The organism is Pseudomonas sp. COW5, from assembly GCF_026240005.1.
GTDB classification, from domain to species: Bacteria; Pseudomonadota; Gammaproteobacteria; order Pseudomonadales; family Pseudomonadaceae; genus Aquipseudomonas; species Aquipseudomonas kribbensis.
The window spans coordinates 4,468,769-4,481,633 of the sequence record NZ_JAPHVP010000001.1 but is presented as its reverse complement, the minus strand read 5'-3'; the positions used below and the strand labels follow the sequence as shown (position 1 = coordinate 4,481,633).

Genomic DNA, 12,865 nt, shown 5'->3' with positions numbered 1-12,865 from the left:
AACAAACAGAAACGAACAAGGGGAGCACTATGCCCGCCACCGTTACGCACGAGCAAGCCCGGGCGGCGCTTGATCGAAAAGGCGTCAGCATTGCGGAATTCAGCCGCAAGCATGGGCTGAACAAAAATTTAGTCAGCGACCTGTTGAACGGTCGGATCAAAGGTCGCCGTGGGGAGGCACATCGAGCAGCCGTCCTACTCGGAATCAAAGACGGCGAAATTGAACAGTAGTGCCACGGTTCAACAGGGAAAAGTAGAAGATGAAAAGTCTGATCCTAGATACACGCAGGGAAGTTACCAGCGAGATTATTCGAACCTACGCCGGTGGCCGCGAGGCTGCAGCGAACCGTTTGGGAATGAAGCTCAAAAAGTTCGATAACCATGCCTACGAAAATGCTGGATGCTCGCCCCTCACTGACGCGCAGATATTCATGCTCGAACAGGAAAGCGGCACTTACCACCTGGCTAACTACGTCGCCTCAATGTACGGGGGTCGCTTTATCCCCGTTGCCGACCCGGAAACACTCGACAACGTCGAACTCTATGCCCGCTCTTTGCAAGTCGCAGCCAAACGCGGCTGCGTTGACCAGGCTATTGCTCAAGCACTTGAGGACGGATCAATCAGCGAAGAAGAAGCCGAACTGATTCTGGATGCCAACAACCTGCACTTGGCAGCCCGCCACGCCGAAGTATTGGCAGCGATCGCCCTCTACCGCGAAGGGAAAGCCCAATGAACAATCTGCCCGCAGTACAGGAATATCAGGACATGCTCAAAGCCGCAGCGCTGGTCTTCCTTGAGCGTCACCAATGCGAACACCTGAGCGACGACCAGCAGTTGCTGAAACGCGCAGTCCAACACCTGGTTGCCGACTTTGACGTGCTGACACCTACCGCGGAAAAAATGGTTCACCTTGCCTACAGCGATCTGTCTGCAGCCAGCGATCGGCAGCGTCTGGATGTTCTGACCAGCACGCCTACACACACCGTAATCACGGATACAGGCACCGGTGAGGTATGGGCCATCCCTGTCAGCCTGATTTATGAACGCATTCTGAACGCACCGGACAACGGGCGCTTCCGTATCACCACTCCGTAACACCCACCCCAAAAGATCCCGATTCCCCATTCCCGTGGGTTTGGGTGAGCTGCGCCCGAAATTGAGGTTTGACGATGGAAAACGCCCTGAACATCCACGCAAAACTGCCGCCGGAACAGGCTCAGGCACTCTTGGCCAACCTGCGCGAACAGTACCGTCTCAGCCTCAATGACCTTTGGTACGCAGACCAATACCGCTTTATCCCCGAAGGCCTGCGTCACGGTTCGATTCTCGCCAACTCCCCCGTGATGGCCGCTCAGAAACATCTGATCGGCGCCCTCTCCCACTGCCTTAAGAAAGTGAAGTAACCATGAAAGAGCAACTGCGCGTCGACGTGCTTAAGCGCCTGCAAAACGATTACGGACTTAAGCAACGGTCAGACGCCCATTACATGCGCGGCGGAACTTGCCCGAAGTGCCGGCAGAAAACGCTGTACACCCGCATTCAGGCTCCGTGGCTGGTGATATGTGGCAGACCCGAGAAATGCGCCCACACAATGCATGTGAAGGAGCTGTACGACGATCTGTTTGAGGACTGGAGCAAGCGCGCACCGATAACCGATCAAGATCCCAACGCCACCGCCCGTGCTTACCTGGAGTTCGCTCGGGGCTTCAACATTCAGTTGATCCAAGGCTGGTTCACGCAGGAAAGCTTCTATTCAGTCGAACACAACGCCGGCAGTGCGACTGTTCGCTTTGCGCTGGAGAAAGGCGGTTGGTGGGAGCGCCTGATCGACCGACCTAGCCGCTTCGGCAAGATGAAAGCGCGCTTCAAATCGAAGGACAGCTATCGCGGCGTCTGGTGGTGCCCGCCCTGCGTGGATCTGCTGGAAGCCAAAGAAATCTGGATTGTGGAAGGCATCTTCGATGCGATTGCCTTGGTGCATAACGATATCGCCGCCGTATCCGCCATGTCTTCGAATGCGTTTCCGGAGGAATCCCTACGGGCGCTCGTTCGTGATCGTGAGGGGAAGCTGCCGAAGCTGGTCTGGGCGCTGGACAACGAACCAGGTGCACATGCCTATACCAAACGCTGGGCCAAGCAGGCGCGAGCGCTGGGGTTCGTTTGTGAGGCCGCGCAGATCCCTCTCCGTGACGGACGGAAGACCGACTGGAACGACCTGCATCAACGCTGGGGCTTTATCGATGACGAAAGCGAACGCGCTGAACAAATTGCCGCTGACCTGAAACAGGTACGTCACCAGGGCGCGCTGCTGTTGGCAGAGAGTGCCGCCGAGAAAGCCTTGCTGATGTACGACTGGAACAAGCGCGGTGAATTTCACCTGGCCTTCGGTAGCCGCCTGTACTGGTTCAAGTTGGACATGGAGAAGTTCAACCGGGCGATGCAGGACATCGAGGACAGCGAGAACCACGACGACCAATTGCTCAATCAAGCACAGCAGCGCGAAAAAGCCCTGCAGCAATCGGGCAGCGTGGCCGAGATCGCAAACTGCTACCCACAGGCGCTGTACTTTCAACGCAACGAAGTCACCGACGAATCCTGGTACTACGTGCGCGTAGACTTCCCTCACGACTCAGAAAGCGTGAAAAACACCTTCACCAGCGGTCAGCTATCAGCCGCCAGCGAGTTCAAAAAACGTCTGCTCGGGATGGCTGCCGGTGCCATGTACACCGGTAGCGGCCAGCAGCTCGACAAGCTGATGAAGGATCAACTGTTCGGCATCAAAACCGTGTCCACGATCGACTACGTGGGCTACAGCAAGGAATACGGCTGCTACGTTTTTGGGGATCTCGCCATCAAGGATGGCACGATCTACAAAATCAACAGTGAGGACTATTTTGAGTTCGGGAAACTCCGGCTGAAATCACTGCAGAAAGGCGTGCCGATCAAGCTACAGCGCGACGGGAAGGACTTTAACGAGCAGTGGCTGCAGCTGCTGTGGACATGCTTCGGCGCCCAGGGTCTGGTCGCGCTGGTGTTCTTCTTCGGTTCGCTGTTCTGCGAGCAGATCCGGGCGCGCTATCAGTCTTTCCCTTTTCTGGAGGCCACCGGCGAGGCCGGCGCCGGCAAGACCACCCTGCTCAACCTGCTGTGGAAACTGCTCGGGCGCGAGGGGTACGAAGGCTTCGACCCGATGAAATCGACGAAAGCCGGTCGTTCGCGATTGATGGGGCAAGTCGCAGGTATGCCGGTCGTATTCCTCGAAGCCGATCGGCACAGCGAGGATCGCTCTCACGCCAAAACCTTCGAATGGGACGAGCTAAAGGATTACTACGGCGGCGGCACCTTGGCCACAAAGGGGGTGAAGACTGCCGGCAACGAAACCTACGAACCACCGTTTCGCGGCACGATTGCCATCAGCCAGAACGCGGCAGTGGTCGCCCATGAGGCGATCATGACCCGGATCGTGAAGCTGCACTTCATCCGACCAACAGTGACGCCGCAAAGCCGCGCTGCAGCCGACAAGTTGAACGCCTTGGATGGCGACATGCTCAGCCACTTCCTGATTCGGGCCGTTGGTAAAGAGTCCGCCGTCCTCGAGCTTTTCGCCCAGCGCATGCCGGAACACGAAGCCAAGCTGCGCCGGCTGCATACCCACTGCTTTGACTGCTGCACGGAGTACTCCAGCGAGCAAGGCAACTGTCGCAGCTGCGGATCTGACCTGCGCGGATACATCCGCGTGGAGCGGATCAGCAAGAACCACGCGCAGTTGCTTTCGCTGCTCGATGCCCTGCGCCTGGTTCTGAAACTGGACGAACCCCAGATTGCCGCCAGCCAGCGCCAGATCGTGCGAATGGCCATCGAGCGCCAGGCCTCGATCAGCTCCGACCACCCGGCCGTTGCCGAATTCTGGGAAGTCTACGACTACCTCGAATCGCTCAATGACGACCCATTGGTCGATCACAGCAGCGACCCGAACGTGATTGCGATCAACCTCAACGAATTCAGTGAACGCGCCGCCGAACACAAACAGAAGCTGGCCGACGTGGCCACCCTGCGCGACCTGCTGAAAGAGTCACGCTCGCACAAGTTTCTGGAAGCAAATAAAGCAGTACACAGCGCAGTCCGCGCAGCGATGAACAGCAGAACACCCTTGGCGCCGGGCCGTCCCACGACGGTCAAGTGCTGGATCTTCAAAGCGTGAAAAGGAGGCTACACCGATGCAAATCCAAGTCTTTATGGGTAATGCCGGCGACGGCAACACGAACAAGCTGCAGGAAATCATCGATCGCCTGAATGCACTGGGTAAGAGCCAGCCGGTGATTCAAGCCAGGGCTTATGACGAGGACGGGCTGCTGCAGATTCTTGAAGTTCGTGCTGCAGGTGGCCAGCGCGAAATCCTGGTGGACTCATGCAGCCCACAGCAGATTTTGAGCGTACTGGAATGGCAATCCTGTACCGAGGAAGACCCGAATTACGCTGACCTGGTTATTCACCTGGCCCGTCGGGACTGACGGAATAGAAGCGATGTCGAGGAGTTGCAGCTCCCCGACATCAACCACCACTGAGGGCAACACCATGGAAGCACAGCACCAAAGCAGCAGTGATCCAAAGGCTAACACACTCAACAACAGTGACCCGCACGCTCGGCATCTGATGGCTATCAGAATCGTAGGTACAGCGCTGTTTGACTATCGAGTACGGAAAACTGAAGCAGCGCGGATCCGGCTTGAATGCCTTACCACTTTCGCCAAGGAGTTGGGCGACATTGATGCGGCAGAGTTCGCTGTTGTCGCTCAACTATTGGCAGGCAAATCAACAGCAGACCGCCCCCCAATTGATCGAACTTTCTCACTCGAAGGTATTGCACTATGAAAACGCTGTTTGTACTGATGGCCCAATACAATGGCCAAGTGGTAATTCCCCTGGATCGAGTGTGCCAGGATTATTTCACGCACCTGACAACGGATATGTTTCAACGCAAAGTTGGTGCAGGGCAGATAAAGCTCCCGATTACTCGCATGGAGTCGAGCCAGAAAAGTGCGAAAGGTGTTCATATTGCAGACCTGTCGGCCTACCTGGATGAACAGCGCGCTGCAGCAGTCAAAGAAAGTAACCAACTGAATAGCGCGCCGCGCAGCAGCTAATTCACTTCAACGTTTTGGCGCCCAGTTTTACGGGCGCCTGCAGGATGCGCTCGAACCATTCCCAAGTTGCATAGACATCCCCTCGCCCGCGCAAGTGGGTATAACGGCGCATTGAGTTCCAGTCTCGATGGCCCGACACGCTCGCCACTCGCGGAATATCCCAATCCATTTCAAAAAGACGACTGACGCCCTCGTGTCGCAGATCGTGAAAGTGCAGATCTTCAATGCCCAGGATTTTGCAGGCCCTGGTCCAGGACGTCGACACGGATTCAGCGCTGTAAGGAAAAATCTCAGGCAACACTTTAGGCATGGTCTGAAGGATCGCCCATGCTTCTGGCGGCAAATGACACCAGACGTCGTTACCGATTTTTTGCCCGGGGTTCTTCATGTCACGAACCTGAACCCGCTGGCCAGCCTCGTCCAAATCATCCCAGCGGATCCGGGTAATCTCTTCTTGCCTACGCGTGGAGAACAACGCGAAGCCGGTCAGCTTAAGCATGTTGATAGAAGTTGGACGACGGGTTTGGATACTTCGGAAGTGCGTCAGCAGTTTGTCGAGTTCTTCCAAGGTCGGCCGGCGATCGCGCTCGCGGCTTTTCATGTTGTAACCGAGCTTTTTTAATACTCGGCGGGCGTCCGCCATTGCGTGCGGATCCACCTCATACCCCCAAGCGGGCCGAGCTATCGAGAGAACCGCGCCCAAGTGTGCGAGATCGTTGCCGGCGGTTTGAGGCTGAACTCCCCCGCCCTCTTTGCCCATGCGCCATAACGCATATTCGACCAGGTGCTGGCTGCTTACATCTCTGTCGTTCAACTTCCCCAGGTAAGATTCGCTGATCGCCTTCAACGTGCCGAGCTTCGTCTTCCCGAGAGGGCGCGCTTTGGTCATCTCGGCCAAGTACCGATCGATCATTTCCTTGATCGTCGCACCAGGTCGGTTTGCCCGCTCGATCGCACCTGGTTCGTCCAGTTCGGTTTCTCTTTTACGCACCCAAGCCTGTGCGGCCTGTTTTCGGGCGAAGGTCTGACTCTCTTGGTAAACTTGCGTCCCATCGCGAAACAGGCGTATCTGTGCCGTGTAACTGGTGCTGCCGTCGGTGCGTTTCCGTGCTCTGATCGTGGCCATAGTCAACTGGTACAATTTGAAAAGTGATTGGTACATTGTACCAACCGACCTCAGAAAACGCCTATTTACCCCCTGAAACCGGCTTAGAACACGTAGAGCAAAATGGTACAGAATTCAGCTACATACCCAACAAACACCGGCTCTACACTGTCTAGAAGGTTCTCCGTTGCGCCCATGATGGATTGGACTGACCGTCACTGCCGGTTCTTCCTACGCCTGTTGTCGAAAAACGCCCTGCTCTACACCGAGATGGTTACCACCGGCGCTCTGCTGAACGGCGATCACGAACGTTTCCTCCGTCACAACGAAGCCGAGCACCCGCTGGCGTTGCAGTTGGGCGGTAGCGTTCCGCTGGACCTGGCCGCCTGCGCACGTATGGCGCAGGAGCACGGTTATGACGAGGTGAATCTGAACGTTGGCTGCCCGAGTGATCGGGTGCAGAACAATATGATCGGTGCGTGCCTGATGGGGCATCCGCAGTTGGTGGCGGATTGTGTGAAGGCGATGCGTGATGCGGTGTCGATTCCGGTGACGGTGAAGCATCGGATCGGGATCAATGGGCGGGACAGTTATGAGGAGCTGTGCGATTTCGTCGGTACGGTGCGGGATGCCGGGTGCACGAGTTTTACGGTGCATGCGCGGATTGCGATTCTGGAGGGGTTGTCGCCGAAGGAGAACCGTGACATTCCGCCGCTGCGTTATGACGTGGCGGCGCTGTTGAAGGCGGATTTCCCGGAGCTGGAGATCATTCTGAACGGCGGGATCAAGACGATGGAGGCCTGCCATGAGCATTTGCAGACCTTTGACGGTGTGATGCTGGGTCGTGAGGCTTATCACAATCCGTATCTGCTGGCCGAGGTGGATCAGCAGTTGTTCGGCAGTTCGGCGCCGGTAATCACCCGGGCCGAGGCGTTGGCGCAGTTGCGGCCTTATATTGCCGCGCATCTGGCGACTGGCGGGGCGATGCATCACATCACCCGTCATGTGCTGGGCCTGGGCACCGGTTTCCCGGGGGCGCGCAAGTTTCGGCAGTTGTTGTCGGTGGATATTCACAAGGCCAAGGATCCGCTGGCGTTGCTGGATCAGGCGGCGGAGTTGCTGGCGGGTCGTTGATCGATGCGTTGATTGTGCGGGCAACGAATGAGCGTTGCCCGCTGCTGTAACTCTTTTGATGTACTGACAGGATGTCTTTTGTTTATGCCCGCGTTGAATTTCTCTGGCTTCAAGCGCTGCACCTTCCTTGCCTTGTTTTGCGTCACGTCCAATGTTCAGGCCCACTGCGACGGGCTGTGTCTGGGTAACACCGATACGCCATGGGAGGTGACCAAGCTGTCTGGCTTCGCGCTTGTCTCTTTGCTGCTCACGCCTTTTACGGCCTCGCAAGAAACCACCGACAGCCATAAACGCGTTTACTCCGCTGCGGAGCTTGAGGACGCGCGGCTCTACCTCGCCAGCGACGGCATGCTGCAAGCCGCGTATTTCACGTCAGCCTTGCAGCGTTTTCGTCGGGAATCGCCGGATACAGAGTTGAGCGACCTCGCCGTCGCCGCGCTGATCAGCAGCCAGTGATCAGGCCGCCGCTTCCGTCCAGTTCACCCAGCCAAACACCCACGTCGCCAGGATCAGCAAACCAAACGCGATCCGGTACCAGGCAAACGCGGCGTAGCTGTGGTTCGCAATGAACTTGAGCAGGCCGCGTACGGCGATCATGGCGAAGACGAATGCGGTGACGAAGCCCAGGGCGAAGACCGGCAGGTCGCCTGCCTGGAACAGGTCGCGGTATTTGTAGCCGGAGTACACCGCTGCGCCGACCATGGTCGGCATTGCCAGGAAGAACGAGAACTCCGTGGCGGCTTTGCGTGACAGGCCGAACAACAGGCCGCCGATGATGGTGGAGCCGGAGCGCGAGGTGCCGGGAATCATCGCCAGGCACTGTACGAAACCGATCTTCAGCGCGTCGGACCAGGCCATGTCGTCGACGTGCTCGACACTCACCACATGATTTCGTTTTTCGGCCCACAACATCACGATACCGCCCACCACCAGTGCGACCGCCACGGTGATCGGGTTGAACAGGTAATGATGAATGGCGTCGGCGAATAACACGCCGAGAATCACTGCCGGGAAAAATGCGATCAGCAGATTAAGGGTGAAACGCTGTGCATTGCGCTGGGTCGGCAGGCCTTTGACGATCTCGAAGATCTTCGGGCGAAACTCCCAGACGACGGCCAGAATGGCGCCCAGTTGAATAATGATGTTGAACGCCATGGCACGTTCGCCACCGAAGTCGAGCAAGTCGGCAACGATAATCTGGTGGCCCGTACTGGAGATGGGCAAGAACTCGGTGAGACCTTCTACCGCACCTAAAACCAACACCTTGAACAAGGTCAGTAAATCCATTAATCCTCCGTCAGAACGCTCTTCAAGAGCGCCCGGTCAACTGCATTCAGGCATTGAGTATCTGCAATTAAACAATTGGCAGATCTACAGTCATTGCCCGATTTGGTGACGGAGAATATGTCTTATCAAAAGACACACTCAAGCCATGTTAATAATCGTCTGTCTGTGAACTTGTTCACTTAGTGGCAAAAATAACCTTGCACCCCTAAAATGTGACCCACCTCACACTCCCCTGATTCTGGCGACGAACCATACTGGCCATAGGACATAAAAACCGGTCGCCATAATTACAAAATAGTGGCACCGTTGCACATCGCCACCATCTAACGACGTTCGTTTCGTTAGTTCAGCACCCCGAGAAAATCAACTAAAAGCTTGAAAAGCTTAATTATTGTTAAAAAACTCGGGAGCCACGTCTAAAAATCGCGCGAATGTTACCAATTGTCAGTCACAGATGAGAACCGGTGCTTTAACATCCCGATGTCCGCACTTTTTCGAGTCAAGGCATGATGCTTACAGGGAACTTAGCGACTAGAAGCTCGCACCAGACAAACGACGCGCCAGGTGTTCTTGCCCTGGCGCGTACCCGTGCTGTGGCCGAACACTTCAGAGCGCTAATCGCCAAACATGTGCAGACCGGTCTGGCGCTGGAAGCCGACTCTTTCACTAGTTCATATCAGCCAAACGAATATCACGGCGCCTATCGCGCCATTTTCATCGTCATCGATACTCCGCAAGCACTGGAAGACAATCTGGCGCTGGTGGAGAACCTGCGCACCGAGAACTTGAAGCCGATCATTTGTGCGGTGATTACCGGTCGCGGCGCCCACAACAAGATCAAATACCATCTTGCCGGGGCAGACTTCTGTATCAAGCTCAATACCCTTTCCGATGAGGGTGGCGAGTTGCTGAGTGAGTTCTTCAGCAGTGAAGAATGGCTGCGTGACATTGATCTGATACTGGACCCGACCCGTATCTGCCTCTCCGACACCAGCAAGAAACTGGACATTTCCTTTGCCGAGATGAAGATCCTGGAAGCGTTTTCGCAAACCAGCAATCACATTCTCAGCCATGACGAAATCGCCGGCATCATGGGGCTCAACACGCATTTCTACGACCCTCGCGCGCTGGAAAAATCCATCAGCCGCTTGCGTGGGAAAATCAAGGACGTGTACGGTACGAACGCCATACAGAGCATTCGCGGGTATGGCTACCGTCTGATGAGGGGGTTGATCTCGACCGCCTGAGTCAGGGAAATCACCATTTGCAGCATACGAGGGAACGTCTGATGCAACGCTACAACAATCCACGGTCTCACCGTTTTATTTGCAATATCCATCCAATAAAAAGCTGTCAATTGAATGAGCGCTGCAACACTTAAACATAACAATAAATCATTACTCTAAAAGCAGACCCAGTGGAACTTGTCGCGGGCCATAATCGGGCCCAGACCCTGCCTGTCGATTATTTCCGAGCGCGTTATAACTCGTCTGCCGATTACCTTTTAGCCAAATTTGGTGCGTTATTCAGGAGAGAGACATGGAAACCAGTACAACCCTCCCACGAAAATATTTTGTTGTCGTGACCAATAACTCTGCGTCGCAACGTGAACTCGAGAGCATTCTCTCCAGCGAGCGTTTCAATTCGTTCGGTACGTCCCAGGCACAAATGTTTGTTGAAGGTGTTGCTTCGCCCTCTTCCACTCCCACGCTCATGGAGTTCACTTACCCACGCGGCACAAGGAAAAGCGTCGCTCGCAGTATTGAACACGATACACAGCGCATATTGGCCACCCTCGAATCCGAGTGGCTGGCGGCACAATCGGTAAACTCGCTCCAGAAATCGCCGGCAATGGAAGACACCGGCTCCATTGAAAGCAATGTTCCCTGCACAGAGGCCTGGCATCTGGACAATGACCAGGGCGCCCTCGTCAAGGAAGGTGTCGAGATCAGCCTCACCGGCCTCGAAACCGCACTGGTCAGAAAGATGCTGCACCACGAAGAGCGTGTTGTCAGTCGCGACGATCTGATCCTCAGCATCGGCCGGGAACCGGAACAATATCGCGGACTGGAAATGTGCCTGAGCCGTCTTCAAGACAAGTTCAAAAGTGCCAGCAATGGTGAACGGCTGTTTCGTGCCGTGCGCAATCGTGGTTATTGCCTGATCCAGGAAGTTGTTGCCTGAGCACAGCCTCCACATCCAGAAATTGAAGCAAGTGCAATAACAAAAATAAAAAAGCACTTTGCTTGTTTGAACCTCCTTTTCAGTAATGCTTCCCTCCTCACCCTTCCTACGATAGCAAACAGATTATTGTTTGTTCACCCTTTGCCCTTTGACCTTTTCTAACGTTCGATTATTTCCCCAATCAATTGATTGGCACTTTGCCATCTTGTTAGAACTCGTCAGACAGCTTCTTCCCCAATAACTTAGTCTATTGATTGACGACAGTTCGGCATACCGATGTTGTTACCTCAGAACATGGGCACCTAAAACAAAAACAACTCTGCTTAACAACTCGGATTTCAACTGTCGAAACCTGAATGGAAGTCTTTTGGGGATATCGCATATGGATCTCACTCTACGTATCAACCGAAACACCGGCCTCAAGGGACTTACCTTCTGGGGCCAATGGGCGCTGGCACAGTGCTTTATTGTTTCACTGTTATTTGTATTGGCTGAGCAGCACACGGGAACGGTCGAGTTCTATTACCGGATGTGCACCATGCTGGCCGTGCTGGCTTCGGTTCCGGCCTACACGTTCAGCGGCGCCTACCGAAAGCGCGACAACTACCTGACCGGCCTCGGTCGGCTGCTGATGGGCTGGTCGATGACCATGGCCGGGCTGACCTTCATCGCGTTCATCTGCAAGGCCGATGAGCTGTTTTCCCGCCAGGTGATTCTTGACTGGGCGGTGTACGGTTTCCTCGGTCAGGCGCTGCTGTATGCGCCACTGCATGCGTTTTCGAAGTACTACCAGCGTTCCCGCAAAAGCGAGCACAAGACCCTGATCGTCGGCACCGGCGAACTGGCCCTGGGCCTGGCGAAGAAGCTCAGCGAACACGAAAACCTGCCACTGGTAGGTCTGGTCAGCAACGGCACCCTGCCCGCTCTGGACGCCGACGCGCCACGGGTCGTGGGCGATCAGGAAAACTTGCTGGAGCTGATCAAACGCCACGATATCCGCCGTCTCTACATCACGCTGTCGCTGTCCGAAGCGGCGAAGATCGAAGCGATGTATGTCGATCTGCTGGATGCCAACGTCGACGTGGTCTGGGTGCCGGACCTGAACAGCCTGACGCTGCTCAATCACTCGGTAAAAGTCGTGGACGGCCTGCCGGCGATCTACCTCAATGAAAGCCCGCTGACCAGCCGCCCGACCGCCGCCCTGAGCAAGAGCCTGATGGAGAAAAGCGTCGCGCTGCTGGCGATTATCCTGTTGAGCCCGGTGCTGTTGCTGATCTCGCTGGCGGTGAAGCTCAGCTCGCCGGGCCCGGTGTTTTTCAAGCAGGATCGCCATGGCTGGAACGGCAAGGTGATTCAGGTCTGGAAGTTCCGCTCGATGCGCGTCCACGATGACCGCGACGTCAAACAGGCCAGCCGCAACGATTCGCGCATCACCGCCGTCGGGCGCTTCATCCGCCGCACTTCGCTGGATGAATTGCCGCAACTGTTCAACGTGCTGCAAGGTCACATGGCACTGGTCGGCCCGCGTCCGCACGCCGTAGCACACAACAACTACTACTCGGGCAAGATCCTCGCCTACATGGCGCGTCACCGAATCAAACCGGGCATTACTGGTCTGGCGCAAATCAGCGGTTGCCGTGGTGAGACCGATACCCTCGACAAGATGGAAAAGCGTGTCGAGATCGACCTGAAGTACATCAACAACTGGTCGCTGTGGCTGGATGTGAAGATTCTGGTGAAGACGCCGTTTACCCTGTTGTCGAAGGATATTTACTGAGACGCAGCGCTTCGAAAGGCAAGACCGCAAGGGGACGAAAGTCCCCTTTTTTGTGGGCGGGATTTGGGGGCTGGATTGGCTGGCGATTTCGGTGAATCAGTCAATATGGATGTCGACAGGCCAGACGCCTTCGCGGGCAAGCCCGCTCCCACAGTTTTTGGATGATGCCGCAATTTGCAGCACTTCCCGGACCCCTGTGGGAGCGGGCTTGGTCCGGGCGGCGATCCGACGAAA

At 55.8% G+C, this 12,865-nt stretch carries 15 protein-coding genes; 13 read left to right on the top strand and 2 right to left on the bottom strand.

Annotated elements, in window-relative coordinates; genetic code table 11:
- Positions 1-29 precede the first annotated feature (29 nt).
- From OQ248_RS20435 to OQ248_RS20400, 8 genes are all read left to right on the top strand, one after another.
- Positions 30-230 carry a DNA-binding protein gene (locus OQ248_RS20435; RefSeq protein WP_018929266.1) on the top strand — a complete coding sequence of 67 codons (201 nt, stop codon included), beginning with the start codon at positions 30-32 and terminating at the stop codon, positions 228-230.
- 29 nt (positions 231-259) lie between these two features.
- Positions 260-733, top strand: a complete 474-nt coding sequence (locus tag OQ248_RS20430; RefSeq protein ID WP_260520289.1) for a YmfL family putative regulatory protein — start codon at positions 260-262, stop codon at positions 731-733.
- On the top strand, positions 730-1,095 hold the full coding sequence (locus OQ248_RS20425; protein WP_260520290.1) for a hypothetical protein: 366 nt from the start codon (positions 730-732) through the stop codon (positions 1,093-1,095). Before OQ248_RS20430 ends, OQ248_RS20425 begins: the two co-directional genes overlap by 4 nt.
- 74 nt (positions 1,096-1,169) lie before the next feature.
- Positions 1,170-1,403, top strand: coding sequence for a hypothetical protein (locus OQ248_RS20420; protein WP_260520291.1), 234 nt, complete (start codon positions 1,170-1,172; stop codon positions 1,401-1,403).
- A 2-nt stretch (positions 1,404-1,405) separates the two neighbouring features.
- Positions 1,406-4,201: a toprim domain-containing protein gene (locus OQ248_RS20415; RefSeq protein WP_265813777.1), complete on the top strand. Its 2,796-nt coding sequence runs from the start codon at positions 1,406-1,408 to the stop codon at positions 4,199-4,201.
- Positions 4,202-4,217: 16 nt separating this feature from the next.
- Positions 4,218-4,511 (top strand): hypothetical protein, encoded by a 294-nt coding sequence (locus OQ248_RS20410; protein WP_265813776.1) that lies wholly within the window; start codon positions 4,218-4,220, stop codon positions 4,509-4,511.
- Between the two features lie 64 nt (positions 4,512-4,575).
- Positions 4,576-4,872 carry a hypothetical protein gene (locus OQ248_RS20405; protein ID WP_265813775.1) on the top strand — a complete coding sequence of 99 codons (297 nt, stop codon included), beginning with the start codon at positions 4,576-4,578 and terminating at the stop codon, positions 4,870-4,872.
- Positions 4,869-5,144, top strand: coding sequence for a pyocin activator PrtN family protein (locus tag OQ248_RS20400; protein ID WP_260520295.1), 276 nt, complete (start codon positions 4,869-4,871; stop codon positions 5,142-5,144). The genes OQ248_RS20405 and OQ248_RS20400 overlap by 4 nt, the downstream gene beginning before the upstream one ends.
- A 1-nt stretch (position 5,145) precedes the next feature.
- Here the strand turns inward: OQ248_RS20400 and OQ248_RS20395 are convergent, their stop codons facing one another.
- Positions 5,146-6,270, bottom strand: a complete 1,125-nt coding sequence (locus OQ248_RS20395) for a site-specific integrase (RefSeq protein ID WP_265815119.1) — start codon at positions 6,268-6,270, stop codon at positions 5,146-5,148.
- 102 nt (positions 6,271-6,372) lie between these two features.
- On the opposite strand from OQ248_RS20395, the gene dusA reads away from it, so the two are divergent.
- Positions 6,373-7,383, top strand: coding sequence for a tRNA dihydrouridine(20/20a) synthase DusA (gene dusA / locus OQ248_RS20390; RefSeq protein WP_265813773.1), 1,011 nt, complete (start codon positions 6,373-6,375; stop codon positions 7,381-7,383).
- Positions 7,384-7,467: 84 nt separating this feature from the next.
- The gene (locus OQ248_RS20385; RefSeq protein ID WP_192553595.1) at positions 7,468-7,839 is read left to right on the top strand and encodes a DUF2388 domain-containing protein; all 372 of its coding nucleotides are present in this window, start codon (positions 7,468-7,470) and stop codon (positions 7,837-7,839) included.
- On the opposite strand, the gene OQ248_RS20380 is transcribed toward OQ248_RS20385, so the two are convergent.
- Positions 7,840-8,670: an undecaprenyl-diphosphate phosphatase gene (locus OQ248_RS20380; RefSeq protein ID WP_134827547.1), complete on the bottom strand. Its 831-nt coding sequence runs from the start codon at positions 8,668-8,670 to the stop codon at positions 7,840-7,842.
- A gap of 506 nt (positions 8,671-9,176) precedes the next feature.
- Between OQ248_RS20380 and OQ248_RS20375 the strand changes: the two genes are divergently transcribed.
- From OQ248_RS20375 to OQ248_RS20365, 3 genes are all read left to right on the top strand, one after another.
- Positions 9,177-9,917 carry a winged helix-turn-helix domain-containing protein gene (locus tag OQ248_RS20375; protein ID WP_085713182.1) on the top strand — a complete coding sequence of 247 codons (741 nt, stop codon included), beginning with the start codon at positions 9,177-9,179 and terminating at the stop codon, positions 9,915-9,917.
- 292 nt (positions 9,918-10,209) lie between these two features.
- Entirely contained in the window at positions 10,210-10,854 is a 645-nt protein-coding gene (locus tag OQ248_RS20370; protein WP_265813771.1) for a helix-turn-helix domain-containing protein, read from the top strand.
- Between the two features lie 382 nt (positions 10,855-11,236).
- On the top strand, positions 11,237-12,631 hold the full coding sequence (locus OQ248_RS20365; protein ID WP_085713180.1) for an undecaprenyl-phosphate glucose phosphotransferase: 1,395 nt from the start codon (positions 11,237-11,239) through the stop codon (positions 12,629-12,631).
- Positions 12,632-12,865: the final 234 nt, after the last annotated feature.

What these genes read in the sequence shown, in the direction of transcription:
- OQ248_RS20425 (WP_260520290.1), top strand. Translation starts at nt 730, where the DNA reads ATGAACAATCTGCCCGCAGTACAGGAATATCAGGACATGCTCAAAGCC.
- OQ248_RS20405 (WP_265813775.1), top strand. Translation starts at nt 4,576, where the DNA reads ATGGAAGCACAGCACCAAAGCAGCAGTGATCCAAAGGCTAACACACTC.
- OQ248_RS20415 (WP_265813777.1), top strand. Translation starts at nt 1,406, where the DNA reads ATGAAAGAGCAACTGCGCGTCGACGTGCTTAAGCGCCTGCAAAACGAT.
- OQ248_RS20380 (WP_134827547.1), bottom strand. Translation starts at nt 8,670, where the DNA reads ATGGATTTACTGACCTTGTTCAAGGTGTTGGTTTTAGGTGCGGTAGAA.
- dusA (WP_265813773.1), top strand. Translation starts at nt 6,373, where the DNA reads ATGGTACAGAATTCAGCTACATACCCAACAAACACCGGCTCTACACTG.
- OQ248_RS20410 (WP_265813776.1), top strand. Translation starts at nt 4,218, where the DNA reads ATGCAAATCCAAGTCTTTATGGGTAATGCCGGCGACGGCAACACGAAC.
- OQ248_RS20435 (WP_018929266.1), top strand. Translation starts at nt 30, where the DNA reads ATGCCCGCCACCGTTACGCACGAGCAAGCCCGGGCGGCGCTTGATCGA.
- OQ248_RS20400 (WP_260520295.1), top strand. Translation starts at nt 4,869, where the DNA reads ATGAAAACGCTGTTTGTACTGATGGCCCAATACAATGGCCAAGTGGTA.
- OQ248_RS20385 (WP_192553595.1), top strand. Translation starts at nt 7,468, where the DNA reads ATGCCCGCGTTGAATTTCTCTGGCTTCAAGCGCTGCACCTTCCTTGCC.
- OQ248_RS20430 (WP_260520289.1), top strand. Translation starts at nt 260, where the DNA reads ATGAAAAGTCTGATCCTAGATACACGCAGGGAAGTTACCAGCGAGATT.
- OQ248_RS20395 (WP_265815119.1), bottom strand. Translation starts at nt 6,270, where the DNA reads ATGGCCACGATCAGAGCACGGAAACGCACCGACGGCAGCACCAGTTAC.
- OQ248_RS20420 (WP_260520291.1), top strand. Translation starts at nt 1,170, where the DNA reads ATGGAAAACGCCCTGAACATCCACGCAAAACTGCCGCCGGAACAGGCT.
- OQ248_RS20365 (WP_085713180.1), top strand. Translation starts at nt 11,237, where the DNA reads ATGGATCTCACTCTACGTATCAACCGAAACACCGGCCTCAAGGGACTT.
- OQ248_RS20370 (WP_265813771.1), top strand. Translation starts at nt 10,210, where the DNA reads ATGGAAACCAGTACAACCCTCCCACGAAAATATTTTGTTGTCGTGACC.
- OQ248_RS20375 (WP_085713182.1), top strand. Translation starts at nt 9,177, where the DNA reads ATGATGCTTACAGGGAACTTAGCGACTAGAAGCTCGCACCAGACAAAC.